Annotated in this window: 25 protein-coding genes; 11 read left to right on the top strand and 14 right to left on the bottom strand. The window is 69.1% G+C overall.

All coding sequences use genetic code 11. The features are described 5' to 3' along the window. Positions 1 to 22: 22 nt before the first annotated feature. Together sucB and lpdA are read right to left on the bottom strand one after the other, a co-directional pair. The gene (gene sucB, locus SS2_RS06130) at positions 23 to 1,837 is read right to left on the bottom strand and encodes a 2-oxoglutarate dehydrogenase, E2 component, dihydrolipoamide succinyltransferase (protein ID WP_066462082.1); all 1,815 of its coding nucleotides are present in this window, start codon (positions 1,835 to 1,837) and stop codon (positions 23 to 25) included. 29 nt (positions 1,838 to 1,866) lie between these two features. Continuing rightward, positions 1,867 to 3,252, bottom strand: a complete 1,386-nt coding sequence (lpdA, locus tag SS2_RS06135; RefSeq protein WP_066462083.1) for a dihydrolipoyl dehydrogenase — start codon at positions 3,250 to 3,252, stop codon at positions 1,867 to 1,869. Between the two features lie 232 nt (positions 3,253 to 3,484). Between lpdA and SS2_RS06140 the strand changes: the two genes are divergently transcribed. Continuing rightward, the gene (locus tag SS2_RS06140; RefSeq protein WP_066462084.1) at positions 3,485 to 3,826 is read left to right on the top strand and encodes an oxidoreductase; all 342 of its coding nucleotides are present in this window, start codon (positions 3,485 to 3,487) and stop codon (positions 3,824 to 3,826) included. Positions 3,827 to 3,937: 111 nt separating this feature from the next. On the opposite strand, the gene SS2_RS06145 is transcribed toward SS2_RS06140, so the two are convergent. Beyond that, positions 3,938 to 5,416, bottom strand: a complete 1,479-nt coding sequence (locus tag SS2_RS06145; RefSeq protein ID WP_066462085.1) for a leucyl aminopeptidase — start codon at positions 5,414 to 5,416, stop codon at positions 3,938 to 3,940. An 82-nt stretch (positions 5,417 to 5,498) separates the two neighbouring features. Here SS2_RS06145 and SS2_RS06150 point away from each other — a divergent pair, with 82 nt between their 5' ends. From SS2_RS06150 to SS2_RS06165, 4 genes are all read left to right on the top strand, one after another. After that, positions 5,499 to 5,861: a hypothetical protein gene (locus SS2_RS06150; RefSeq protein WP_066462086.1), complete on the top strand. Its 363-nt coding sequence runs from the start codon at positions 5,499 to 5,501 to the stop codon at positions 5,859 to 5,861. 44 nt (positions 5,862 to 5,905) lie between these two features. Then, on the top strand, positions 5,906 to 6,388 hold the full coding sequence (locus SS2_RS06155) for a hypothetical protein (protein WP_439646292.1): 483 nt from the start codon (positions 5,906 to 5,908) through the stop codon (positions 6,386 to 6,388). Between the two features lie 117 nt (positions 6,389 to 6,505). After that, entirely contained in the window at positions 6,506 to 7,534 is a 1,029-nt protein-coding gene (locus tag SS2_RS06160; protein ID WP_066462087.1) for a quinone-dependent dihydroorotate dehydrogenase, read from the top strand. Then, positions 7,531 to 7,746 (top strand): hypothetical protein, encoded by a 216-nt coding sequence (locus tag SS2_RS06165; protein ID WP_066462088.1) that lies wholly within the window; start codon positions 7,531 to 7,533, stop codon positions 7,744 to 7,746. Before SS2_RS06160 ends, SS2_RS06165 begins: the two co-directional genes overlap by 4 nt. A 96-nt stretch (positions 7,747 to 7,842) precedes the next feature. Here SS2_RS06165 and SS2_RS06170 read toward each other — a convergent pair whose 3' ends face one another. Then, positions 7,843 to 8,853, bottom strand: coding sequence for an aldo/keto reductase family protein (locus SS2_RS06170; protein ID WP_066462089.1), 1,011 nt, complete (start codon positions 8,851 to 8,853; stop codon positions 7,843 to 7,845). A 157-nt stretch (positions 8,854 to 9,010) separates the two neighbouring features. Then, positions 9,011 to 9,610, bottom strand: coding sequence for a DUF3043 domain-containing protein (locus SS2_RS06175; RefSeq protein ID WP_066462093.1), 600 nt, complete (start codon positions 9,608 to 9,610; stop codon positions 9,011 to 9,013). Positions 9,611 to 9,663: 53 nt separating this feature from the next. Between SS2_RS06175 and SS2_RS06180 the strand changes: the two genes are divergently transcribed. Then, positions 9,664 to 11,010, top strand: a complete 1,347-nt coding sequence (locus tag SS2_RS06180; RefSeq protein ID WP_066462095.1) for a dipeptidase — start codon at positions 9,664 to 9,666, stop codon at positions 11,008 to 11,010. Positions 11,011 to 11,016: 6 nt separating this feature from the next. Here the strand turns inward: SS2_RS06180 and SS2_RS06185 are convergent, their stop codons facing one another. From SS2_RS06185 to nadA, 3 genes are all read right to left on the bottom strand, one after another. After that, positions 11,017 to 11,544 carry an acyl-CoA thioesterase gene (locus SS2_RS06185; RefSeq protein ID WP_066462097.1) on the bottom strand — a complete coding sequence of 176 codons (528 nt, stop codon included), beginning with the start codon at positions 11,542 to 11,544 and terminating at the stop codon, positions 11,017 to 11,019. 89 nt (positions 11,545 to 11,633) lie between these two features. Then, positions 11,634 to 12,233: a DJ-1/PfpI family protein gene (locus tag SS2_RS06190; protein WP_083941834.1), complete on the bottom strand. Its 600-nt coding sequence runs from the start codon at positions 12,231 to 12,233 to the stop codon at positions 11,634 to 11,636. Positions 12,234 to 12,308: 75 nt separating this feature from the next. Then, positions 12,309 to 13,511, bottom strand: coding sequence for a quinolinate synthase NadA (nadA, locus tag SS2_RS06195; protein WP_066462099.1), 1,203 nt, complete (start codon positions 13,509 to 13,511; stop codon positions 12,309 to 12,311). Positions 13,512 to 13,622: 111 nt separating this feature from the next. Here nadA and SS2_RS06200 point away from each other — a divergent pair, with 111 nt between their 5' ends. Continuing rightward, positions 13,623 to 14,837: a glycerate kinase gene (locus SS2_RS06200; RefSeq protein WP_066462101.1), complete on the top strand. Its 1,215-nt coding sequence runs from the start codon at positions 13,623 to 13,625 to the stop codon at positions 14,835 to 14,837. A 121-nt stretch (positions 14,838 to 14,958) separates the two neighbouring features. Beyond that, positions 14,959 to 15,309 (top strand): HesB/IscA family protein, encoded by a 351-nt coding sequence (locus SS2_RS06205; protein ID WP_066462103.1) that lies wholly within the window; start codon positions 14,959 to 14,961, stop codon positions 15,307 to 15,309. Between the two features lie 130 nt (positions 15,310 to 15,439). Here the strand turns inward: SS2_RS06205 and SS2_RS06210 are convergent, their stop codons facing one another. Both SS2_RS06210 and SS2_RS06215 read right to left on the bottom strand, forming a co-directional pair. Further along, positions 15,440 to 15,685, bottom strand: coding sequence for a sulfurtransferase TusA family protein (locus tag SS2_RS06210; protein ID WP_066462104.1), 246 nt, complete (start codon positions 15,683 to 15,685; stop codon positions 15,440 to 15,442). Next, complete coding sequence (locus SS2_RS06215) at positions 15,682 to 16,872, bottom strand: cysteine desulfurase family protein (RefSeq protein ID WP_066462106.1); 1,191 nt, start codon at positions 16,870 to 16,872, stop codon at positions 15,682 to 15,684. Before SS2_RS06215 ends, SS2_RS06210 begins: the two co-directional genes overlap by 4 nt. A 284-nt stretch (positions 16,873 to 17,156) precedes the next feature. Between SS2_RS06215 and ctaC the strand changes: the two genes are divergently transcribed. Genes ctaC through SS2_RS06230 form a run of 3 tightly spaced genes read left to right on the top strand, consistent with a single transcriptional unit; the run spans position 17,157 to position 20,232 of the window. After that, on the top strand, positions 17,157 to 18,056 hold the full coding sequence (gene ctaC, locus SS2_RS06220) for an aa3-type cytochrome oxidase subunit II (RefSeq protein WP_066462108.1): 900 nt from the start codon (positions 17,157 to 17,159) through the stop codon (positions 18,054 to 18,056). Next, on the top strand, positions 18,056 to 19,837 hold the full coding sequence (ctaD, locus tag SS2_RS06225) for an aa3-type cytochrome oxidase subunit I (protein ID WP_066462110.1): 1,782 nt from the start codon (positions 18,056 to 18,058) through the stop codon (positions 19,835 to 19,837). The genes ctaC and ctaD overlap by 1 nt, the downstream gene beginning before the upstream one ends. Beyond that, the gene (locus SS2_RS06230) at positions 19,834 to 20,232 is read left to right on the top strand and encodes a cytochrome c oxidase subunit 4 (protein WP_066462112.1); all 399 of its coding nucleotides are present in this window, start codon (positions 19,834 to 19,836) and stop codon (positions 20,230 to 20,232) included. Before ctaD ends, SS2_RS06230 begins: the two co-directional genes overlap by 4 nt. Before the next feature lie 496 nt (positions 20,233 to 20,728). Here SS2_RS06230 and SS2_RS06235 read toward each other — a convergent pair whose 3' ends face one another. The 4 genes from SS2_RS06235 to qcrC all read right to left on the bottom strand — a co-directional run bounded on the left by SS2_RS06235 (position 20,729) and on the right by qcrC (position 24,994). Continuing rightward, the gene (locus SS2_RS06235) at positions 20,729 to 21,352 is read right to left on the bottom strand and encodes a superoxide dismutase (RefSeq protein ID WP_066462114.1); all 624 of its coding nucleotides are present in this window, start codon (positions 21,350 to 21,352) and stop codon (positions 20,729 to 20,731) included. Positions 21,353 to 21,480: 128 nt separating this feature from the next. Continuing rightward, positions 21,481 to 23,190, bottom strand: coding sequence for a cytochrome bc1 complex cytochrome b subunit (gene qcrB / locus SS2_RS06240; protein ID WP_066462115.1), 1,710 nt, complete (start codon positions 23,188 to 23,190; stop codon positions 21,481 to 21,483). Further along, positions 23,187 to 24,218: a cytochrome bc1 complex Rieske iron-sulfur subunit gene (gene qcrA, locus SS2_RS06245; protein WP_066462116.1), complete on the bottom strand. Its 1,032-nt coding sequence runs from the start codon at positions 24,216 to 24,218 to the stop codon at positions 23,187 to 23,189. The genes qcrB and qcrA overlap by 4 nt, the downstream gene beginning before the upstream one ends. Next, positions 24,215 to 24,994 carry a cytochrome bc1 complex diheme cytochrome c subunit gene (gene qcrC, locus SS2_RS06250; RefSeq protein ID WP_066462118.1) on the bottom strand — a complete coding sequence of 260 codons (780 nt, stop codon included), beginning with the start codon at positions 24,992 to 24,994 and terminating at the stop codon, positions 24,215 to 24,217. The genes qcrA and qcrC overlap by 4 nt, the downstream gene beginning before the upstream one ends. Positions 24,995 to 25,029: the final 35 nt, after the last annotated feature.

Genomic DNA, 25,029 nt, shown 5'->3' on the forward strand with positions numbered 1-25,029 from the left:
CGAGCTGAGGAGTGCTCCTCGGTCAGAGACCGACCTCGGACTCGAACGCACCCTCTTCGATGCGGTTCTTGACGGCCATCAGGTAGCGCGACGCGTCGGCGCCGTCGACCAGACGGTGGTCGTAGGACAGCGACAGGTAGCAGATCGAGCGGATGGCGATGACCTCGGCGCCGTCGGCGTCCTTGATCACGGCCGGACGCTTGACGATCGTGCCGGTCGCCAGGATGGCGGAGGTGCCACCCGGGACGATCGGGGTGTCGATGAGCGCGCCGCCGGAGCCGGTGTTCGTGATGGTGAACGTGCCACCGCTGAGCTCGTCGGGGGAGACCTTGTTCCCGCGGGTGCGGGTGGCGAGGTCGGCGATCTTGCGAGCGATGCCGGCCAGGTTGAGGTCGCCCGCGTCGCGGATGACCGGGACCAGGAGGCCACGCTCGGTGTCGACGGCGATGCCGACGTTCTCCTGTGCGTGGTACGTGATGGTGTCACCCTCGAGCACGCCGTTGACCTTCGGGAAGGCCTTGAGCGCCTCGATGGCCGCGAGCGTGAAGAACGGCAGGAAGGTGAGGTTGGCGCCCTCACGAGCCTTGAAGCTGTCCTTGGCCTGAGCGCGCAGGCGCGCGATGCGGGTCACGTCGACCTCGACGACCGTGGTCAGCTGGGCCTGCGTGTGCAGTGCGTCGACCATGCGCTCGGCGATGATCTTGCGCAGGCGGCTGGCCTTCTCGGTGGTCCCGCGCAGCGGAGACACGGGCGGGACGCTCGTGGTCTTCGATGCGGCCGGAGCGGCTGCTGCGGGAGCAGCGGCCGGTGCCTTGGCTGCCTCAGCGGCCTTGGCGGCCTCTGCAGCCTTGGCTGCTGCCTCGAGGACGTCTTCCTTGCGGATACGTCCACCGACGCCGGTCCCGGTGAGGGTGGAGACGTCGACGCCCTTCTCGGTCGCGAGCTTGCGGACCAGCGGCGTCAGGTACGAGCCACCAGCGGCAGAGACGGCCGGAGCAGAAGCCTGAGCCGGAGCGGCGGCCTGTGCGGGAGCAGCAGCCGGGGCGGCCTTGGGCGCCTCGGTGGCAGCCGGAGCCGGAGCAGCGGCGGGAGCCGGTGCAGCAGCCGGGGCAGGTGCAGCCTCGGGTGCCGCAGCAGCGGCAGGTGCCGGTGCAGCCTCAGGTGCCGGTGCGGCAGCCGGAGCGGCAGCCTCAGGGGCGCCCGAGCCGACGACGGCGAGGACGGTGCCGACCTCGACGGTCTCGTCCTCCTGGACGAGGATCGACTGGACGATCCCGGCCACGGGGGAGGGGACCTCGGTGTCGACCTTGTCGGTCGAGACCTCGAGCAGCGGCTCGTCGACCTCGACGGAGTCGCCGACCTGCTTGAGCCAGCGGGTGACGGTGCCCTCGGTGACGGACTCGCCGAGCGCGGGGAGCTTGATCTCTTCGCCAGCGCCTGCCTCAGCAGCCGGGGCCGCTTCCTCGGGAGCTGCCTCGGCGGCCGGAGCAGCCTCAGCCGGTGCCTGCTCGGCCGGAGCCTGCTCGGCGGGGGCGGGGGCTTCTTCGGCCGGAGCCTCGGCTGCAGGTGCGGCCGGTGCCTCGGGAGCCGATGCTTCGGAACCCGAGCCGATCACTGCGAGGGTGGCGCCGACCTCGACGGTCTCGTCCTCCTCGACCAGGATCTGCTCGAGCACGCCGGCGAACGGCGAGGGGATCTCGGTGTCGACCTTGTCGGTCGAGACCTCGAGCAACGGCTCGTCGAGCTCGACCGTCTCGCCGACGGCCTTGAGCCAGCGGGTAACGGTGCCTTCGGTGACTGATTCGCCCAGTGCGGGCATCTGCACGTTGTCAGACATGACCTCTCCGGTCTCCTTTGATGGTTTGGTCAGTTGTGGGCGTGCAGAGGCTTGCCGGCCAGAGCCAGGAATGCCTCTCCAAGTGCCTCGTTCTGAGTGGGGTGTGCGTGGACGAGTGCGGCGACGTCCTCGGGGTAGGCCTCCCAGTTCACGATGAGCTGGCCCTCTCCGATGAGCTCACCGACACGGGCGCCGATCATGTGGACGCCGACGACGGGGCCGTCCTTCTGACGGACGAGCTTGATGAAGCCCTGGGTCGCGAGAATCTTGCTCTTGCCGTTGCCGGCCAGGTTGTACTCGAGGGTCTCGACCGAGTCCCCGCCGAACTGCTCCTTGGCCTTGGCCTCGGTGAGTCCGACGGACGCGATCTCGGGGTCGGAGTACGTGACGCGGGGGATGCCGGACTCCACGATCGGGGCCGGGTTGAGCCCGAGGATCTGCTCGGCGACGAAGATGCCCTGAGCGAATCCACGGTGGGCGAGCTGGAGTCCGGGGACGATGTCGCCCACGGCCCAGATGTTGCCCACGCCGGTGTGCAGCTTGTCGTCGGTGATGACGAAGCCGCGGTCGATCGTGATGCCCTGGGCCTCGAAGCCGAGGTCAGCGGTGCGTGCACCACGGCCCACGGCGACAAGGAGGAGCTCTGCGTCGAAGGTCTTGCCGGACTCGAGCGTGACGTGCACGCCGGAGTCGTCCTGGGTGACGCCGGAGAACCGGTCGCCGAGGTTGAAGGCGATGCCGCGCTTGCGGAAGGCGCGCTCGAGGGCCTTGCTCAGTGCCTCGTCCTCGTTGGGGACCAGGTGGGGCAGCGCCTCGACGATCGTCACGTCGGCACCGAAGGAGCGCCAGACGCTCGCGAACTCCGAGCCGATGACACCGCCACCGAGGACCACGACCGACTTGGGCACGTAGTCGAGCTTGAGGGCCTGCTCGGACGTGAGGACACGTCCGCCGATCTCCAGGCCAGGCAGGGAGCGGGAGTAGGACCCGGTCGCCAGGACGATGTTGCGTCCGGTGATCCGCTGACCGTTGACCTCGACGGTGTCCTGGGCGACGAGGGTGCCCCAGCCGTCGAAGACGGTGATGGCACGAGACTTGATGAGTCCCTGCAGACCCTTGTAGAGGCCCGAGACGACGCCGTCCTTGTAGCTGTTCACCCCCGCCATGTCGATGCCCTTGAACTCGGACAGCACGCCGAAGTGGCTGCCGTCGCGGGCGTTGTCAGCAAGCTCGGCCGCGTGAAGCAGGGCCTTGGTCGGGACGCAGCCGTAGTGCAGGCACGTTCCCCCCAGCTTGTCTGCTTCGACGAGGGCCACCTTCGCTCCCAGCTGAGCGGCGCGCAGTGCGGTGGCGTAGCCGCCACTGCCTCCGCCCAGGACGACGATGTCGAAATCGGTGCCGGGGGTCTCGGCCACGTGGAACTCCTTAGGCGCAATGGGTTTGGTACACGCCCATCTTGTCATCAAGGTGGCCGGGTCCAAAGTGTAAGTGCACCGTATGGGCGCGTTGTCGCTGTGATGCTCAAGACACCAGGGCAGATATTCCGCACATTTTGTGACGTGCGACGACGTGGGGAGGCTGGTCAGCCCTGGTGGGGGCGTCTGTGGCCCTCAGGGAACCCGCAGGGGCGGGATGTATTCTGCGTCCATGTCTCGACTGTCTCAGTTGTTCACCCGGCGCTCGGCACGCGCGGCCGAGCCGAGCGGGCGGGCGAGCGCCGCCGACCGGCGCCGCGAGACCCAGGAGCACCTGGCCGAGTTCACCCGCACGCGGGTGAGCGTGGAGGCGTACATCGAACCGCCGACCATCGACCAGCCCACCACCATCCTCCTCATCGCCGCTGACGGGGAGTGGACCCGGCGCCGCGTGCCCGACGCGGCCGCGGCGCGCAAGCTCGCGGCCGAGCTGGGCATCCCGGTCTACGACGTGAACTTCACCGGCTACCCGCAGCGGATGCGGGACTGGACCTCCGCCCAGCGCCGTCGCTGACCTGCCCGAAGCTGCCCCCACGCACAGTGCGGACGGACAGCCGCCAGATCGAGGATCTGAGGACCGTCCGCCCGCACCGGTACCTGCTGTGCGACCTGCTGGGTCGCCGCGCTACTTCTTGGGGGCGCGGGACTCCAGGTAGGAGAGCATGGTGCGCACGCCCACGCCGGTGCCGCCGACCGGGGTGTACCCGTGGGCGGACCCTTCGTTGAAGGACGGACCAGCGATGTCCAGGTGAGCCCACGGGGTGTCGCCGGTGAACTCCTTGAGGAACAGCCCGGCAACGAGCATCCCGCCGAAGCGGTCCCCGATGTTCGCGATGTCAGCGACCGAGGAGTCCATGCTCGAGCGCAGCTCGGTGGGCAGCGGCATCGGCCAGAACTGCTCGCCGGAGGCGTCAGCGGCCTCGACGACCGCACCGCGCACGTCGTCGGATCCCATGACGGCCGAGACACGGGTGCCCAGGGCGACCATCTGGGCGCCGGTGAGCGTCGCGATGTCGAGGATGACGTCGGGGTTCTCCTCGCCGGCTGCGACAAGACCGTCGGCGAGGACCAGGCGGCCCTCGGCGTCGGTGTTGAGCACCTCGACGGTCGTGCCGCCGCGGACGGTGATGACGTCCGAGGGACGCTGCGCCGTGCCCGAGGGCATGTTCTCCGCGAGGCACAGCCACCCGGTGACCGCGACGGGCAAGCCGAGCTGCGCCGCGGCCAGCACGGTGTGCAGGACGGCGGCCGCACCGGCCATGTCCGACTTCATCGCCTCCATGCCCTTGGCGGGCTTGATCGAGATGCCGCCCGAGTCGAAGGTGATGCCCTTGCCGACGAGGGCGACCTTCGAGGCAGCCTTGGCGGGGGTGTAGGACAGCTTGACCAGGCGCGGTCCGCGGGTCGAGCCGAGCCCGACGCCGAGCAGGCCGCCGTAGCCGCCGGCGGTCAGGGCCTTCTCGTCGAGGACCGTGACCTTGACGCTGGTGCCCTTGGCCGCCGTCTTGGCGATCTCGGCGAAGGCCGCGGGGAACAGGTCGTTGGGAGCGGTGTTGACCAGGTCGCGGGTGGCGTGCACGGCGGCCGCGACCACCTGGGCGCGGTCTCCGGCGGCCTTGATGCGGGGCTGGTCGGCCAGCGGCGTCGCGATGGTGATGGACTCCAGCGGCGTGTTGGCCGTCGCGGCGTCACCGGTGCGGTAGGTGCGGAAGGCGTAGGACCCGAGCAGGGCGCCCTCGGCGACCGCAGCGACGTCGTGCTCCTCGGCGGTCGGCAGTGCGATGACTGCTGAACGCACCCCGCCCAGCGTGCGGGTCGCGGCGCCCGCGGCGCGGCGCAGCGCCTCGGGGTTGAGCGCGGTCATGGAACCGAGCCCGGTCAGGACGATGATCTTGGCGTTCAGCCCGACGCCCGGGATCCGGGTCACGGTGTCCAGAGCGCCGCTCACGCCCAGCAGCGTGAGGTCGATGTTCGTGCGGACAGCCTCCGGGAGTGCGTCGCTCGGGCTGAGCGCGGGACCCGAGGGGGTCGCCGCGACGCCGATGACGAGCGCATCCGTGGTGAGGCTGGAGAGGTCTTTGCTTGTGAATGAGAGGTCTGCCACTCGCTGATGATATCCCCGCCGGTCCCCACACCCTGGGACCACAGTTCACTGCTGTGCGCGCCCGGGCGGTAATCTCGGACCTGTGCTGGCACCCCTGACCTACATCATCATGGCCGCCGCGACGGCGCAGGCGCTCTGGGCCCTGTGGTTCGTCATCAAGGACCGGGCTGTGATCCTCAAGCAGCTGTGGGGCGGAGCGGTGGTCGAAGGTCTGCTGCTCGTCCAGGTCCTGGTGGCTGCGGTCATGCTCGCCACCGGCGATCACGCGATCGCCGTCGGGGAGTTCTGGGGCTACCTCATCACCGTGCTGATCATCCTGCCGTTCGCGGCGGCCTGGGCCTTCGCCGAGCGGAGCAGGTGGAGCTCGGTGGTCATGGTGGTCGCGGCGCTCACCGTGGTGTTCTTGCAGTGGCGCCTGGTGCAGATCTGGACGAGGACCGGATGACCACCGGCCGCAGGACCCCAGACCGCGACGACGAGAGAGCTGACGTGCCCCCTGAACCTGCGTCCCCCGCACCGGGCGACGACACCACCGACCTGTCTGGCGTGCGTCCCACGAACAGCGGGTTCGGCCGGCTGCTCGTGCTGGTCTACGCGGTGCTGGCGCTGGCGGCGACCGCCCGCGCGCTGTACCAGCTGCTCACCCACGGCGACCAGGCCCCGCTCGCCTATGCGCTGTCTCTGCTCGCCGGCATCGTCTACATCGTGGCCACGATCGCCCTGGCCCGCGGCGGCGGGCGCTGGCGCACCGTCGCCTGGGTCGCCTGCTCCTTCGAGCTCGTGGGGGTGCTCGCGGTCGGCGTCGCCACGATCGTGGACGCCGGAGCCTTCCCGGAGAGCACGGTGTGGTCGTCCTTCGGGCAGGGCTACGGGTACGTCCCGCTGGTCCTGCCGGTGATCGGTCTGTTCTGGTTGTGGCGCACCCGCGGTCATGACGAGCCGGCTGACCGGCCCGACGATGGTCCTGCCTAGCCGGCGCCCGTCGGTGCGACGATCTACCGGATCCTGCCGCGGCCCGCGCTGCGAGTCGTCTCACGATCCGTCCAACGAACCCCAGCGTCACGACAGCCCAAGGAGCCCGGCCCACTCATGATCTACCGCTTCGTCTTCCGCACGTTCTTCGCCCGGATGGACCCGGAGAAGGCGCACACCCTCGTGTTCCGCCTGATCAGCACGGTCGGACGGGTGCCGGTGCTGAACGGCATCATCCAGGGTGCCTTGGCGCCGTACCTGCGCGAGGGCGGCGTGACGGTGTTCGGGCGTCGGGTACCGGCTCCCTTCGGCCTGGCCGGCGGCTTCGACAAGAACGCCGAGGCCATCCGCGGGCTCACGATGCTCGGCTTCGGTTTCATCGAGATCGGGACGGTCACCGCCCACCCTCAGCCGGGGAACGAGAAGCCGCGGATGTGGCGTGAGATCCCGCTCGGCGGGGTGCGCAACCGGATGGGCTTCAACAACGAGGGCGCCGCGGCAGCCGCCGAGCGGCTGCGGGCCCTGCGCGCGACGACGTCCGGACGGGCCGTCTTCGTCGGCGCCAACATTGGTAAGACGAAGGTCACGCCCGCAGCGGAGGCCGCCGGCGACTACGCCACGAGCGCGAGCCTGCTCGCCCCGTGGGCCGACTACCTCGTGGTCAACGTGTCCTCCCCGAACACCCCGGGCCTGCGGGACCTGCAGTCGGTGGACGCCCTGCGCCCGATCCTCGTCGCGGTGCGTGAGGCAGCCGACCGGGCGACCGACGCCAATGCCCGCCCCCGCATCCCGCTGCTGGTCAAGATCGCTCCCGACCTGGCCGACGACGACGTCGACGCGGTCGCTGACCTCGCCCTCGAGCTCGGCCTGGACGGCGTCGTCGCGGTCAACACGACGATCAACCACGAGCTCGGCGAGGGTGGTCTCTCCGGACGCCCTCTCCTACCGCGTGGCCTGGAGGTCGTGCGCCGTCTGCGCGCGCGACTGGGGGAGGACCCTGTGATCATCGGAGTAGGTGGCATCACGACCCCTGCCGACGCCCGTGCCTACCTCGACGCCGGTGCGAACCTCACCCAGGGGTACACCGCATTCATCTACGAGGGGCCGTTCTGGGCCCGCCGGATCAACAAGGAGCTTCTCGGATGATTACTCCCCAGTGGTTGTGGGAGTTCCGCGACGCGGCCGGGGCTGTCCTGCCCGAGCCGACCAGCCCGGTCTTCACCAACCAGTACGACGCCGAGCAGTGGCTCGGCCAGACGTGGCACGAGCTGGCCGCGGCCGGTGTGGCGAGCGCCGTCGTGCTCCACGCCGGCGCGCCGGCCGCGCCCGCGGTCGCGCTGTCGACGCAGGTCGGCTGACCTGGACTGACCTGTCAGGACGACCGAGGCCTCCAGAGCTGCGTGGATGCGCGCCCTGGAGGCCTCAGTCTCTCTCCTGCGGGGATGCAGGGATCGTCAGACCGGTCGTGACTGCGGTGCGCCCTCGGCCGTCTTGGCCGGGTCGCGCTCGACGACGTCACCGAGGATGGAGTCGATGCGCTCGAGCAGCTCGGCGGGGATCACCACACCGGAGGCCTTGACGTTCTCGGCGACCTGCTCAGGACGCGAGGCGCCGATGAGCGCTGCGGCGACGTTCTTGTTCTGCAGGACCCAGGCCACCGCGAGCTGCGCCAGGCTGAGGTCGAGCTCCTGGGCCACCGGAGTAAGCTGCTGCACCCGCTCGAGCACGTCGTCGCGCAGGAAGCGCTTGATGAACGTGGCGCCGCCCTTGTCGTCGGTGGCGCGGGAGCCCTCGGGGAGCGCGGCTCCGGGCTTGTACTTGCCGGTGAGGACGCCCTGAGCGACGGGGGACCAGACGATCTGGGAGATGCCGAGCTCGGCCGAGGTGGGAACCACCTCGTCCTCGATGACCCGCCACAGCATGGAGTACTGCGGCTGGGAGGAGATGAGCTGGAAGCCGAGCTCCTTGGACAACGCGTGGCCGGCGCGGAGCTGGTCGGCGGTCCATTCACTGACGCCGATGTAGAGGGCCTTGCCCTGGCGGACGATGTCGGCGAAGGCCTGCATCGTCTCCTCGAGGGGAGTCTCGGTGTCGTAGCGGTGCGCCTGGTAGAGGTCGACGTAGTCGGTGCCCAGCCGCGTCAGGGATCCGTTGATGGACTCCATGATGTGCTTGCGCGAGAGTCCCGTGTCGTTGGGGCCGCCGGGGCCGGTCGGCCAGTAGACCTTCGTGAAGATCTCCAACGACTCCCGTCGCTGTCCCTTGAGGGCGTCGCCGAGCACCTGCTCGGCCTTGGTGTTCGCGTACACGTCCGCGGTGTCAAAGCTCGTGATGCCCGCGTCGAGGGCGGCGTGCACGCACTGCGTCGCGGTCTCGTTCTCGACCTGCGAGCCGTGGGTGAGCCAGTTGCCGTAGGTGATCTCGGAGATCTTCAGGCCGGAGTTTCCAAGGTATCGATAGTCCATCCATCGAGGTTAGACCACCTCTGACCAGCGCGTGCGGTGGCCGGACCGGATGGAGGAGGTCGCCGCGCACCGACGCCCCTCGACGACCATGCCCGGAAGACAGCGATGGCTGGAGGTCCGAGGTGGACCGCCAGCCATCAGGTGCTGCAGACGTTCGTCAGGACGGGTATTCCCCGTGCTTGACCATCGGCTTGGGCAGGCGGGCCCGGCGGATCTGGAAGGCGCGCATCGCTGCGTACATGGCGGTGCCGCGAACCACGGCGTCCTCGCCGAACTTCGCCACGAGACGCTTCTTGAGCATCCGCCACATGATGAAGGAGTCCACGATGGCGATGAGGACTACGAGGTAGACACCGATGATCGCCAGGAAGGCCAGGCCGGGGGCCTGGTTGGCGACAAAGGTCAGCACGAGGAAGGCGGCCGCGACGAAGAGGAAGTACTCGGCGACGTTGCGCCGGGCGTCGACGTAGTTGCGGACGTAGCGGCGCACGGGGCCGCGGTCACGCAGGGGGAGGTTCTTCTCGTCGCCAGACTTCATCGCCTGGTACTCGAGGTCGCGGGCCTCGCGCTGCTTGATGCGGGCGGCCTTGGCCGCGGCGCGGCGGTCGTCCGGGACCAGCGGGCGCTTGTTGGCGGCCTCGGCCTCTCTGCGCTTCGGCGTCGGGCGGCCCTTGCCGCCAGGCTGCTCGATCTCCGCTGCGGCGGCGACCGGGTCGGCTGCGGATGCGACGTCTGAGGACTTCTTCCGTGAGAACACGTCTCCATGCTAGTGGACTGCGGGGGTGGGTCGTAGCGCGATACGGTGCACCGATGAGCGATCTTCTCGACCTCCGTGCCCGTGTCAGCCAGCTGTTCCCTGCTCTGCGGGGTGACCTGGAGGCACTTGTCCGTATTCCTAGCGTCTCGGCGCCCGCCTTCGACCAGTCTCACGTCGCCTCGAGCGCCGAGGCTGTCGCTGACCTCTTGCGGGGTGCTGGCCTCGACGACGTGCAGATCCTCACCGCCGGCGAGAGCCGTCCCGCGGTCATCGCCCGGCGCCCGGCGCCTGCTGGCGCCCCGACGGTGCTGCTGTACGCCCACCACGACGTCCAGCCCCCGGGAGACCGCGCGGACTGGAGCACCGACCCCTTCGTCCCAACCGAGCGGGACGGTCGGCTCTACGGGCGCGGCGCCGCTGACGACAAGGCTGGGATCATCGCGCACCTGGGCGCACTGCGGACCCTGGGGGAGGACCTCGCCGTGGGCGTCACCGTCTTCGTCGAGGGCGAGGAAGAGATCGGCTCGCCGTTCTTCGCCGAGTTCCTCGCCCAGCACGCCGACCTGCTGCGCGCCGACGTCATCGTCGTCGCGGACTCAGCGAACTGGAAGGTCGGCGTCCCCGGCCTGACCACCTCCCTGCGCGGGCTCGTCGACTGCGAGGTCGAGCTCACGGTCGGGTCGCACGCCATCCACTCGGGCATGTTCGGCGGACCGGTGCTGGACGCCATCACCCTGCTGTCCCGCCTCGTGGCCACCCTGCACGACGACGCCGGCGACGTCGCCGTTGCCGGGCTCGCCCACGCACCCGACCCGGCGGTGGACTACGAGGAGGCGGACTTCCGCGCGGACTCCGGGGTGCTGGACTCCGTGGCGCTGGCCGGCACCGGACCGATCTCGGCACGGCTGTGGACCCGTCCGGCGTTGTCGGTCATCGGCTTCGACGCACCGAGCGTCGCCCTGTCCTCCAACACGATCACCCCCAAGGCCACCGCCAAGCTCTCGCTGCGGATCGCCGCCGGGCAGGACCCGGCCGCCGCGCTGGAGGCGCTGCGCACCCACCTGGTCTCCCACGCCCCCTTCGGCGCGCAGGTCGTCGTGCGTGACGGCGAGCTCGGCCGGCCGTTCCAGGCGCCGGTCGACTCCGCCGCGATGCGCGCGGCGCGGGCGGCCTTCGAGCAGGCGTGGGGCACGCCGCCGGTCGACATCGGCATCGGCGGGTCCATCCCGTTCATCGCCGATCTCCTGGAGGTCTTCCCTGACGCCGCGATCCTGGTCACCGGTGTGGAAGATCCGGACTCCCGCGCTCATGGCGCCGACGAGTCGGTCCACCTGGGAGAGCTGGAGAAGGTCGTGCTGGCCGAGGCGCTGCTGCTGGCTGCCCTCGCTGAGCAGAACTGAGCAGGCTCAGACGCGGTGGGCGACGTCCACCGCGCGAGCCCAGGCCGCCACGTCCTCGGGCAGGTCAGGACTGATGATGTCGCCGCCCAGCAGGGCGGCGACATCAGGGGCCGGGATGCGCGAGCCGTCCTTGCTGAGGAAGCGGGCCGCCACCCAGCCGCGCGCTGACAGCGTGCCCCGGGTGGTGATGCGCTGTTCGAGGTAGACAACGCGTGGGTCCCACCCGAGCACCTGGCTGGTCACCTCGACCGGCTGGAACAACGTCAGCGACCGCTTGTAGGACATGGTCGACGCCGCGACCACCGGGTACCAGCCCCGGTCGTTGAGCAGCGTCATGGATCCGCAGTCGGCGAGCAGGTTGCTGCGCGCGGAGTCCATGAGGTTGAGGTACACCGCGTTGTTCATGTGGAAGTAGATGTCGAGGTCGCCAGGCCGGACCCGGGTACGGGTCACCGACGGGTCGAGGATCGTCTGGCCGGGGATGGCACGGCGAGGCCGGTAGGTGGCGAGCGCCAGCTGGATCTGTCGAGTCACCGCATCACGCTACTACGGGCGCCCGCGGGAGCCGGCGAGCGGCACGGCGACCATCAGCGTGTCGGACGCCGACCGGTGACGGCGACGGTTCAGGTGGGCACGCCCGGGGCGTAGTCCAAGGACCGGGCGGTCGTGGCGGCCACCTCGGGGCTGTCCAGACGGGCCACCACGCGCAGGGCAGCGTCCAGCGCACCGGCGGTCCCGGCCGAGGTGATGACGTCCCCGTCGTCGACGAAGGCCGCCTGGGTGTCCACCAGGGCGCTCGGCTCGGTCTCGGCGAGCAGGCCCGCCTGGTCGCGGTGGGTGGTGCAGGGCCGCCCGGCCAGCAGCCCGGCGGCGGCGAGGACGAGGGCGCCGGCAGACACCCCGACGACGAGGGGGACGGTCTCGCGCTGGTCGCGCAGCCAGGCCAGGTGCTCGGAGCTGGCCATGCGCAGCAGGGCGCCCTGTCCGCCCGGGTAGACGAGCACGTGCAGCGGGCCGCCTGCGTCTGCGGCGACGTCCGGGACCATGAGCAGGCCGCCGGCGAGGCGGACGCCGGCGCCGTCGTCGGAGAAGGTCACCACGTCCGGACGGGAGTGGGCGGCCTCCGCCCACCGGGTGAGCACCGTGTACGGGCCGACCACATCCATCTCGTCAGCGCCGTCGAAGACGTACACGCCCAGGCGGAGCGGTCGTGCAGTGCTCACGAGGACCTCCCGGGATCGAGTCCTGTGGTTCTGGCGTCGGGTGGGAGCGGGACCCGCGTGCTCCCAACGTACCGCTCAGAGTCCGGGCAGCGCGAGCATCTGATCGAGGGCGACGCGGGCCCAGTGAGCGTCGTCGCTGTCCACGACGATCTGGTTGGTGACCCGTCCGGCGACCAGCGACTCCATGATCCACACCAGGTGCGGCAGGTCGATGCGGTTCATGGTCGAGCAGAAGCACACGGTCGAGTCGAGGTAGTGCACGTTCTTGTCCGGGTGGGCAGCGGCGACCCGGCGGACGAGGTTGAGCTCGGTGCCGATCGCCCACGACGACCCCGGCTCAGCGTTGTTGAGCATCGTGATGATGTACTCCGTCGACCCGACGAAGTCCGCGGCGGCGACCACCTCGTTCTTGCACTCGGGGTGGACAAGCACATTGATGCCGGGCACGGCGGCCCGGATGTCGGTGACGTTGCGCTCGGAGAACCGGCCGTGGACCGAGCAGTGCCCGCGCCACAGGATCATCCGGGCGTCCTGCAGCTGCTGGGTGGTCAGACCGCCGCCGGGCTTGCGCGGGTCATAGACGACGCAGTCCTCGGCCGTGAGGCCGAGCTTGATCATCGCGGTGTTGCGGCCCAGGTGCTGGTCAGGCATGAACAGCACCTTCCCGGTCCCGTCCACCCCGCCCACCTGGTCGAAGGCCCAGCGCAGCGCCACCTCGGCGTTGGAGGAGGTGCACACGGTCCCGGCGTGGCGGCCGGTGAAGGCCTTGATCGCAGCGGTGGAGTTCATGTAGGTCACGGGCAGCGTGACGTCGGCGATGCCGGCGTCGGTGAGCACGTCCCAGCAGTCCTCGACCTGGTTGATCGCAGCCATGTCTGCCATGGAGCAGCCGGCCGCGAGGTCAGGGAGGATGACCTGCTGGTCGTCAGAGGTGAGGATGTCGGCGCTCTCGGCCATGAAGTGCACGCCGCAGAAGATGATGAACTCCGCGTCCGGCCGAGCGGCGGCCTCGCGCGCGAGCTTGAAGGAGTCGCCCGTGACGTCGGCGAAGTCGATGACCTCGTCGCGCTGGTAGTGGTGGCCGAGGATGAACGCCCGGTCACCCAGGGCCGCGCGCGCCACCCGGGCCCGCTCTACGAGGTCAGGATCGCTCGCAGCGGGCAGGTCGCCGGTGCACTCCACGCCGCGCTCGGAGGACAGGTCGGTCTTCTGTCCCAGGAGCAGCAGGGCCGGTGAGGCGGAAGGTTCGGTGAAGGACGAGTTCAGCAGTGTGCTCACGCGGCCAATCGTCTCACAAGGCCACAGCCGCAGGCCGGGACGGTCAGGCCCGCACGCCGCGCCGGAGCCGGGTGCGGCCGGCGGCGTGGGCAGGTAGGTGAGGATGGGGCCATGCATGTACTCATCACCACCGACCGGTTCACCGGCGCGGACACCTCGCGCCGCGTCAGCGAGGCGCTGGCTGCCGGGTGGCTGCGGGGCGCACCTCACGACACGGTCGAGCTGTGCCCGCTCTCCGACGGCGGACCTGGGTGGGCCAGTCTCCTGGCCCAGGTGTCCGGATGGCCGCAGCCTGATCCCGACGGCGTGCTCGTCATGGGGGAGACGGCCTACCTCGACACCGCGGTCGCCCTGTGCTCCGACCCGCAGGGCGGCTCGGGCGCCGTGGCTGCCCAGCTGCTGCGTGCGGTGGCCTCGGGGGCGAGCCGCATCGTCGTCGGGCTCGGTTCTCCTGCGGACCTCCCCGCACTGCCCGACGCCGGAGCCGGGATGCTGGCCGCCCTGGGAACGACGGTGGACGACGAGGACGCGCGCGGGCTGGGCGAGGTGCTGGCATCCCTGCGCGGTGTCGACCTCGTCGCGGCAGTGGCCACCGACATCCCGCTGCTCGGCCTGCACGGGGCGAGCGCAGGCGCCGCTGACGCCGGCTGGGCCAGCCGTGAGGCGGCTCAGCTGCGCGAACGGGAGATCGGCCAGCGTGCCGACGTGCTCTGGCGTGCCCGCCAGCAGGCATCGACAGATGCCGCTGCCTCAGGCGCGGCAGGCCCGTCTCGCTCTCTGCTCGCGGGCGGTGGCCCGGGTGGAGCTGGCGGAGCCGGCACGGGGGCCGGGGGTGCGTCCGGTGCCCGGACCGCGCGAGGACGCTCCCGTGACCTGACCGGGCTGCCGGGTGCGGGGGCGGGCGGCGGCCTGGGCTTCGCCTTCGCGCTGCTCGGGGCCCGGCTGCTGCCCGGCGCCTCGGTCTTCGCCCAGGTGGCCGGCCTGACCGCGCGTGCCCTGGCCGCGGACCTGGTGGTCACCGCCCGCGAGGATCTGGACGGCGCTTCCTTCCACGGCTCCGGCGTCGAGCAGGCGGCCGCGGCGGCGAGCAGCTACGGGGTGGCCTGCGTGGCGCTGTACGAGCGCAGCATGATGAACCGTCGCGAGCTGGCGGCCGTGGGTCTCAGCGCGTCGTACTCCCTGGCTGCAGGGCCGGCGGAGTCCGGGACGACCACGGTCGTGGACCGAGCGGGGACGGTGGCGCAGCGGGTGGCGCGGTCATGGTCCCCGGCCTGGTCAGGCGGTCATTCGCGGGATCGTGACGGCTCTGGGGGGTCGAGGGCATAGGCTGGTGGGAACAAAAGCCTCTGGCGCACGGTTGCTCATGAGCGTGGACTGTGACGCCAGTCGCATCCATGACGAGAGACCGACTGTTCGTCACTAGTTTTCTTCATTGTGGGGAGACACCATGAGCGAGACCACCGAGACTGCAACCCACGGCGTGCTGCTGTCTGACTTTGCCGGCCAGAAGATCCGTGCGCTGCTCGAGCAGGAAGGCCGTGACGACCTGCGTCTGCGCGTCGCCGTCCAGCCTGGCGGTTGCTCAGGCCTGATCTACCAGCTGTACTTCGACGAGCGCCTCCTGGAGGGCGACGCCCTGCGTGACTACGACGGCGTCGAGGTCGTCGTGGACAAGATGAGCGTCCCCTACCTCGAGGGCGCCACCATCGACTTCGCGGACACGATCGAGAAGCAGGGCTTCACGATCGACAACCCGAACGCCGGCGAGGGCTGTGCCTGCGGCGGATCCTTCGCCTGACCACTGCTCGTCCGCACCACAGCGTCTGAACCATCACAGCGGGACCCTGGTCATCCAGGGTCCCGCTCGTGCGTGCGGGGACGGTGGTGCGGGTCGCGGGCGCGGGATGCGGGGCGCGGCGCTGCGGCGGTCAGCCGCCGACGCGGACGGTGATCGCGGTGAACGCCCCGTCCGCCGCATCGACGTCCACCGATCCTTCGATGGCGTGGCCGCGCATCCGGGCCCAGGCCGGGACGTCGTGGACCGCGGCCGGGTCGGTGCTCCACACCGTGACGAGTTCGCCGGGGTCGAGGTCCTGCGCCCGCCGAGCCAGCCGGATGACCGGGATCGGGCAGCGCAGCCCGCGCGCGTCGACCACCACCGGCTCCTGGGTCACAGCGACCCCACGCCCAGCATCCCGCGGACCGTGGCCACCGCGGTGGGCAGCACGGCGAGGAACCGCTCGACGTCCTCGCGCGTCGTCGTGCGGTCGATGCCGATCCGGACGTTGCCGTGGGTGAGCACGCCCATCGCGGCGAGCACGTGGCTGGGCTCCAGCGCGCTGGACGTGCACGCAGAGCCCGATCCGACGGCGATCCCCGCCCGGTCGAGCTCGGAGACCAGCGCCTCGCCGTCCACGAACAGGCAGGAGAAGGTCACCACGTGCGGGAGACGGTTCGAGGGGTCGCCGACCATCTCGACGTCGGGCACGAGCTGGGGGACACGGGTGCGCACGAGATCGACGAGGGCGCGGCGCCGGGAGTCCTGAGCCGCGAGGTCGTCGGCGCAGGCCTGGAGGGCGACGGCGGCAGCGAAGGCGGACGGCACGGACACCCCGCCGGGGAACCAGGAGTCGGCGTCCTCGGGCCAGTCCGCGGTGAACCGCACGCCCCGGCGCACCACCAGCACCCCGACGCCGGACGGGCCGCCCCAGTCGGCGCTGTCGCCGGTGAGCACGTCCCAGTCCTCGGGGACCACCGCGTGCCCGAGCGCTGCACCCGCGTCCACGACGAGCGGGACACCCGCGGCGCGGGCCGCCGCGTGCACGGCGCGAACCGGCTGGATCGTCCCCACCTCGCCGTTGGAGTGCTGCAGCGCGGCGACGGCGACGCCCGGAGCGGTCAGCGCCGCGGCGAAGGCGTCAGCGTCGACCATGCCGGTCCCGTCGACGCCCACGACGTCGTGGCGGGCGTCCGCGCCGGCCCGCGCGGTGACGAAGCGTGCGGCGTCGAGCACGGCGGCGCGTTCCACGGCGGAGGTGACGATGGTCGTTCCGGCGCGGCGGCGCCCCAGGGCGACGGCCCGGACCGCCGCGTGCAGCGCGGCGACGTGGGAGGGAGCGAAGTGGACCTCTTCGGTCTTGGCGCCCACCGCGCCGGCGACGGCCTCGCGGGCGCCCCACAGCAGCGCTGCGGCGCGCCGTGACTCCGAGTGCAGGCGGTGTGGCTCGGCCCACCCCTCGGTGAGGGCCTGCTCGAGCCCTTGACGGGCGAGCGGGTGCAGCCGCGCGTTGCCTCCGGCGTCCAGGTGGACCCGGGCGGGCGGGGGAGGGGGGCTGGCGGGTGAGAATCCTGGATCGACCACGCTCACACCGTAGCGCGAGGGTGACGCAGGAGTGCCAGACTGGTGAGGAGGGCTGTGTCGCAGCCGGCGACGCCCGGACAATCAGGGCTTTAGGTCCTAGGTTCGTGACAGACCTATGGCCGCTGTTAGAAACGTTGGAAGTGCCACCTTTCTCACACCCGTAGGGCGTGCTCAAGGCCCGTTCTGTGCCAGATCCGCGCTACGCTTCATGCTATCGAGGACGAAGGTCCTGTGTGCTGCCCGTGCTCGGGTGGTGGGCAGGACGTGAAGTGAAAGGCCCCCCTTTGCGCTCGGAACGCCCCACCCCCAGTCGGAAGACGACCGGCAGGCTCGTTGTAGCCGCCGCGCTCGTCAGCCTTGTCGTATCCGGATGCTCCCCTGAGGCCCAGCGCGGCTTCCTCCCGGGGTTCACCGACGGGCAGGTGACCAACCAGACCGAACGCATCACGAGCATGTGGGTCGGGTCGTGGGTCGCTGCCCTCGCCGTCGGCATCATCACCTGGGGCCTCATGCTCTGGTGCGTCGTGGCTTACCGCAAGCGCAAGAACGACAAGACCCTGCCCATCCAGACCCGCTACCACCTGCCGCTCGAGATCATGTACACGATCGTCCCGATCGTCATGGTCGGCGTGCTGTTCTTCTTCACCCAGCGTGACATCGGTGAGATCCGCGCCATCGACGCGGAGCCCGACGTCACCGTCCAGGTGATCGGCAAGCAGTGGAGCTGGGACTTCAACTACCTCGACTCTGACGTCTACGAGACCGGCCAGCACGCGGTCGACGTCGGACACCTCGACACCGACCTGGGTGCACCGGGGACCAACGCGTCGTTCCCCACCTTGTACCTGCCTGTCAACAAGGTCGTCGAGTTCCAGCTCGAGTCGCGAGACGTCATCCACTCCTTCTGGATCCCCGCGTTCGTCGATAAGATGGACATGATCCCGTTCCGGACGAACATCTGGCAGGTCACCCCCACCCGCGAAGGCATCTACGCGGGCAAGTGCGCTGAGCTGTGCGGTGAGTTCCACTCCGGGATGCTCTTCAACGTGAAGGTCGTCTCCCAGGAGGAGTACGACGCACACATGGCGGAGCTCGCGGAGCGTGGACAGACTGGTTCACTCGGACTCGACCTCAACCGTCAACAACACGAGGCATCCAGTGCCTCCACGGAGGGTGAGCACTGATGGTCAGCGCAGTAAGCGCCGTAGATGTGGTCCCCGGGCTGGCGCCGTCGCGTCAGAGCCTGGGCCGGACCGTGATCAAGTGGATCACGTCGACCGACCACAAGACGATCGGGTACATGTACCTGATCACCTCCTTCATCTTCTTCTGCATCGGTGGCCTCATGGCCCTGGTGATCCGGGCCGAGCTCTTCGAGCCGGGCATCCAGATCGTCCAGAGCAACGAGCAGTACAACCAGCTGTTCACGATGCACGGCACGATCATGCTGCTGCTGTTCGCGACCCCGCTGTTCGCGGGCTTCGCCAACGTCATCATGCCGCTGCAGATCGGTGCACCTGACGTCGCGTTCCCGCGTCTGAACATGTTCGCGTACTGGCTGTACCTCTTCGGTGGCCTCATCGCCTCTGCCGGGTTCTTCACCCCTCAGGGCGCGGCCTCCTTCGGCTGGTTCGCCTACGCGCCGTTGTCGAACACGACGTTCAGCCCGGGCCTGGGCGGAGACCTGTGGGTCTTCGGGCTCGCGATGACCGGGTTCGGAACCATCCTCGGTGCCGTCAACTTCATCACCACGATCATCACCATGCGCGCGCCCGGCATGACGATGTTCCGCATGCCGATCTTCACCTGGAACACCCTGGTCACGAGCATGCTCGTGCTCATGGCCTTCCCGCCGCTGGCCGCCGCGCTCTTCGCGCTCGGTGCTGACCGCAGGCTCGGGGCCCAGGTCTTCAACCCCGAGAACGGTGGCGCCATCCTCTGGCAACACCTGTTCTGGTTCTTCGGTCACCCCGAGGTCTACATCATCGCTCTGCCGTTCTTCGGCATCGTCAGTGAGATCTTCCCGGTGTTCAGCCGCAAGCCGATCTTCGGGTACAAGGGCCTCATCTACGCCACGATCGCCATCGCGGCGCTCTCGGTGACGGTGTGGGCTCACCACATGTACGTCACCGGAGCGGTGCTGCTGCCGTTCTTCGCGTTCATGACCATGCTCATTGCGGTGCCGACCGGTGTGAAGTTCTTCAACTGGATAGGCACGATGTGGCGAGGCAAGCTCACCTTCGAGACGCCGATGCTGTGGTCGATCGGCTTCCTGGTGACCTTCCTCTTCGGTGGTCTCACCGGTGTCATCCTCTCCAGCCCGGTCATGGACTTCCACGTCTCGGACTCCTACTTCGTGGTGGCGCACTTCCACTACGTGGTCTTTGGCACCGTGGTGTTCGCGATGTTCGCCGGCTTCTACTTCTGGTGGCCCAAGTTCACCGGGCGCATGCTCAACGAGCGCCTGGGCAAGCTGCACTTCTGGCTGCTGTTCATCGGCTTCCACATGACCTTCCTCATCCAGCACTGGCTCGGCGTCGCGGGCATGCCCCGTCGCTACGCCGACTACATGCCGCAGGAAGGGTTCACCTGGATGAACCAGGTGTCCACCATCGGCGCCTTCATCCTGGCCGCCTCGACCCTGCCGTTCCTGTGGAACGTCTACATCACCTGGCGCAACGCGCCGCTGGTCATGGTGGACGACCCCTGGGGCTACGGTGGCTCCCTCGAGTGGGCGACCTCCTGCCCGCCGCCGCGGCACAACTTCACCTCGCTGCCGCGGATCCGCTCCGAGCGTCCGGCCTTCGACCTGCACCACCCTGAGGTCGCGGCCATGGACCACTCCGGTGGCGTGCAGAAGCACCTTGACCATGTGTTCGGCGAAGCCGACCGCCGCGGCCAGCAGGAGACTGGTGAGCAGCGTGTCATCGACGGCGACCCGCGTGACGGAGGCAACGACCGATGAAGATCGAAAGCAGACTGTTCACCTTCCTGGTGCCGTTCTTCCTCGTCGTGGCTCTGGTCTACGGCTGGCTCAGCGACTGGGAGCCGGTGGGAACTGTCGCCCTGCTGCTGCTGGTCGGCCTGGTCGGCATGGTCGGCTGGTACCTCGCGGCAACCGCCAAGCGGATCGACCAGCGCCCTGAGGACGACCCCTACGGGGAGATCGAGCAGGGCGCCGGCGAGCAGGGCGTCTACGCCCCGTGGAGCTGGTGGCCGCTGGCCATCGCTGCCGGTGCGGCGATCTGCTTCCTCGGACTCGCTGCCGGGTGGTGGATCTTCGGGATCGGCGTCATCGTCTCGGTGCTCGCCCTCGTGGGCTGGGTCTTCGAGTTCTCCCGCGGACAGCACGCGCACTGATCCACCTGCCGGTCACCTGACCGGATGCATGACCACCGAACGGCGGTGGGACACGAGCAACGCTCGAGTCCCACCGCCGTTCTTGTGTGCCCGGGGTCTGCGTCGAGGCGTGCTCGTGCGTGGGCGGACGGGGGAGGACGGGAACCTCGCTTCTGAGGCGCCAGGAGGCTCTGTGTGCCCCCCCGCGGGCCCAGCTGGCGCTGCGAGGTGCTCCGGCAGGCTGAGCGGAGCGTCGCGTCGTGTCACGGCGCCACAGGGGAGGCGTGGCGCTCTGCTCTCGTCATCGATGCGGTTGCCGACCCCCGGTCGACTGCAGCGGCCGAGTCCAAACTGGCACGGCGCGGAAGGTGTCGCAGGGCATGCCAGGGCACACAGAAGCGCCCTGTGCGGCGCCACCAGCCTGCGCGGCCTCCCGGGGGAGGGGCGGGCTGGTTCGGCGCGCACAGGGCGCTGGAGAGGTGATCTGCGGCCCGAGACCGGGCCGGTGCACGTTAGATCAGGGGACGATGAGTCCGGCCGTCTGCGTGCGGGCGCGAGCGAGGCGGGCCTCAGCGTCCGCCCAGTTCACGATGTTCCACCAGGCTGCGATGTAGTCAGCGCGGACGTTGACGTAGTCGAGGTAGTAGGCGTGCTCCCAGACGTCGAGCAGCACGATCGGCGTCAGGCCCATCGGGATGTTGCCCTGCTGGTCGTAGAGCTGGACGATGATGAGCTTGGAGCCGATGGAGTCCCAGGCCAGGATGGCCCAGCCGGATCCCTGGACACCCGCGGCGACGGCAGCGAAGTGCTTCTTGAAGGCCTCGAAGGAGCCGAAGTCCTCAGCGATGGCCGCGGCGAGGTCGCCGGTCGGCTCGCCGCCACCCTCGGGGGAGAGGTTGGTCCAGAACGCCGAGTGGTTGACGTGCCCGCCGAGGTTGAACGCAAGGTTCTTCTCGTGCAGGTTGACGGCTGCCAGGTCGCCACTCTCGCGGGCCTCGGCCAGCTTGTCGAGGGCCGTGTTGGCGCCGGTGACGTAGGCCTGGTGGTGCTTGGAGTGGTGAAGCTCCATGATCCGGCCAGAGATGTGGGGCTCAAGCGCTCCGTAGTCGTAGCCGAGCTCAGGCAGTGTGTAGACAGCCATGTTCGATCTCCTCCTGGAGGTTTCTCGCAACCGTGATGTCGCGACGTCTATATAAGCAGATGGCCTGCGGCGATGTTCCCACTGGGTGGAGACATCGTCGCAGGCCATCACTCAACTGTGCCGCACGATCAGTGCTGGTGCCCGTGATCGTCCGGGGTGTGGTCACTCAGAACCGCGCCGCCGTCCGTCGCAGCGAGCTGCGCGGCCGGGGCGTGAGACTCGAGCTGGTCGTGCTCGCCGTGCGAGTGCGCGGCGGCCAGCTCGGCCGGGGTGACCGGCTCGATCCGGTCTTCGAAGAAGAACCGGGAGAGCTTCTGCAGCATCTGGTCCTTCTTGAAGCCCTTGCGGCGAACTCCGCGAGAGTCCTCGCGCGGCTCGATCTCCAGCGGCTTGTGTGCGTCGTAGTTGACGCGCACCCAGCGCTCCTGGTCGTTGAGCGGCTTGTGCACCTCGATGTACTCGCCGTTCGCGAACCGGACGATGCGCCCGGTCTCGTGCCCGTGCAGGACCAGCTCGCGGTCCTTGCGCTGCAGGCCGAGGCAGATGCGCTTGGTGATCCAGAAGGCCAGCACCGGGGCGACGAACAAGGCGATCCGGAAGGTCCAGGTGATCGCGTTGATCGACAGGCTGAAGTGCGTGGCGATGAGGTCGTTCGAGCCGGCCAGCGCCAGGATGATGAAGGCCGTGAGGAAGCCGACTCCCAGTCCGGTGCGGACGGGGACGTTGCGCGGGCGGTCGAGGACGTGGTGCTCACGCTTGTCCTTGGTGACTGCCGCTTCGAGGAAGGGGTAGATCGCCAGGAAGGTGAACAGCAGACCAGGCACGACGACGGCCGGGATGAGCACGTTGAGCGAGAGCGTGTAGCCCCCGATGACGTACTCCGTCTGGCCGGGCATCAGACGCAGCGAACCCTCGAGGAAGAGCATGTACCAGTCAGGCTGGGCACCAGCCGAGACGGGGGAGGGGTCGTACGGTCCGTAGTTCCAGACGTTGTTGATCGCCATCGTGGCGCCCATGAACGCGATGACACCGAAGACGATGAAGAAGAACCCACCGGCCTTGGCGACGTACACGGGGAAGAGCGGGAAGCCCACGACGTTCTTGTCCGTGCGTCCGCCACCGGGGTACTGGGTGTGCTTGTGGAGCACCACGAACAGCAGGTGCAGGCCCACGAGCGCCAGGATGAGGGCGGGGACAACGAGGATGTGCATCGTGAACAGGCGCGGGATGATGTCCGCCCCGGGGAACTCTCCACCGAAGACCATGTAGGACATGTACGCGCCGATGAGCGGGATCGCCTTGATGACGCCGTCGGTGATGCGCAGACCGTTGCCGGAGAGGACGTCGTCGGGCAGGGAGTAGCCGGTGAAGCCAGCGGCCAGGCCCAGGATCATGAGGATGAAGCCGACCATCCAGTTGAGCTCACGCGGCTTGCGGAACGCTCCGGTGAAGAAGACGCGCATCATGTGCGTGACGATCGAGGCCATGAACAGCAGCGCTGCCCAGTGGTGGATCTGGCGCATGAGCAGTCCGCCGCGGACCTCGAAGGACAGCTTCATCGTCGAGGCGAAGGCCTCGGAGACGAGCTGGCCGTTCATCGAGGCGATGGGGCCGGTGTACTCCACCAGGCCCATCGACGGGACGAAGAACATCGTGAGGAACACGCCCGAGATGAGCAGCACCACGAAGGAGTAGAGGGCGATCTCCCCGAGCAGGAAGGACCAGTGGTCCGGGAAGATCTTGCGGGCGAAGCCCTTGACCGCGGTGGCGATGCCAGTCCGCTGGTCGAGGTAGTCCGCCGCGCCGGCCACAGGGCCCTGTGCTTGTGTGGTGCTCATTTGAGGCGCTCCCAATAGCTCGGGCCCACAGGCTCGTCGAAGTCGCTCTGGGCGACGAGGTAGCCCTCGTCGTCGACCATGATCGGCAGCTGGGGCAGCGGGCGCTTGGCGGGGCCGAAGACGACCTTGGCTCCGTCAGCGACGTCGAAGGTCGACTGGTGGCAGGGGCACAGGAGGTGGTGCGTCTGGCGCTCGTAGAGGGCGACAGGGCAACCGACGTGGGTGCAGATCTTGGAGTAGGCGACGATGCCGTCGTACGACCAGGACTTGCGATCTGGTGCTTCCTTCAGCTCTGACTGGTCCAGGCGGACCAGCAGCACGATCGCCTTGGCCTTCTCGGTGATCCAGTGGTGGGAGTTGCGCTCCTCCGCCGGGACGTCCGGGATGACGTGGACGATGCTGCCGATGGTGATGTCCTCCGGCTTGAGCAGCTTGCCGGTGGGGTCGATCGCCAGGCGGGTGCCGCGACGCCAGATGGTGTGCTTGAACTTGGCGATGTCCCAGTCGCCACCGATCGAGCTGATCAGCGGGACGACGATGGTCAGCGGGAAGAGCGCGAGGGCCGTCACGACGGCTCCCTTGAGGACGCCACGACGGGCGATGCCGGAGTCTTCGGCACCTTCCTTGAGGACGGCGACGGCCGCCTCGCGGACCTCGTCAGAGCTGCGCTGGGGGTGGCGCTCCTCGGACTTCTCGTGGTCAGACATGAGGGTCTTCGCCCAGTGCACGGCCGCCAGGCCGATGCCCATGAGAGCGAAGAACAGCCCGAGACCGAGGGCGAGGTTCGCGTTGCGCACGCTCTCGGTGGTGCCGTCGGGGCGGATCGTGAAGTACGCGATGAGCATCGCGATGGTGCCCACGATGGAGATGAGGAAGAGGATGACGACCTGAGCCTCGGCGCGCTTGGCTGCCTTGGGGTCCTTGTCGGCCATCCGGAGCTTGTGCTCCGGCATCCCCGGGTCGGGGAAGCGGTCCAGCTCGTTCGACCCGTCCGTGACGGTCAGGTCGGTGTTCTTGTGCTCGCTCATGAAGACTTGGCTCCGATCCACACGGCACACCCGATGAGCGAGCCGATCCCGATGATCCAGATCCAGAGACCCTCGCTGACGGGGCCGAGGCTCCCGAGGCTGAGGCCACCGGCGGATCCCTCACGCTGGTCCACGAGGAACGCGATGACGTCGCGCTTCTCTTCCGGCGTGATGGTCGCGTCGTTGAAGACGGGCATCGACTGCGGGCCGGTGAGCATCGCTTCGTAGATGTGCGTCTCGGTGGTCTCCCACAGCGACGGCGCGAACTTGCCCTCGGAGAGAGCGCCACCAGCGCCGACAGCGTTGTGGCACATGGCGCAGTTGGTGCGGAAGATCGCCGCGCCCTCTGAGATGTCACCGAGAGCCGGGTCGACCTGCTCTGCGGTGGGGGTGGACGGGCCAGGGCCGAGGGAGGCGACGTAGGCGGCCAGCTGGTTCGTCTGCTCCTGGTCGAACTGGGCCGGCTTGGCCACAGCCTGGGGGCCGTTCATCTGCATGGGCATGCGGCCCGTGCCGACCTGGAAGTTCACGGCAGCGGAACCGACGCCGATGAGCGAAGGAACCTCGTCTCGACCTTCGGCGTCCACGCCGTGGCAGGTGGCGCAGTTGGCCAGGAAGAGTTTTTCGCCTGCTGCGATGTCATCGACGGCTGCGGTGTCAGCGCTAGCCGACGTGGGTGCCAGGGCGGCGTACAGGCCGCCGGTCACCAACAGCGCCAGCAGCAGCAGCACGACCGGTGTCAACCGGTGGTGTCGGCGGGCGGCGAGTGCCTTCACGGATGGATCCTCGTCTCGCAAGTGGGGGGAGCAGT

The sequence above is a fragment of the Sanguibacter suarezii NBRC 16159 genome (assembly GCF_001552735.1).
GTDB lineage: Bacteria > Actinomycetota > Actinomycetes > Actinomycetales > Cellulomonadaceae > Sanguibacter > Sanguibacter suarezii.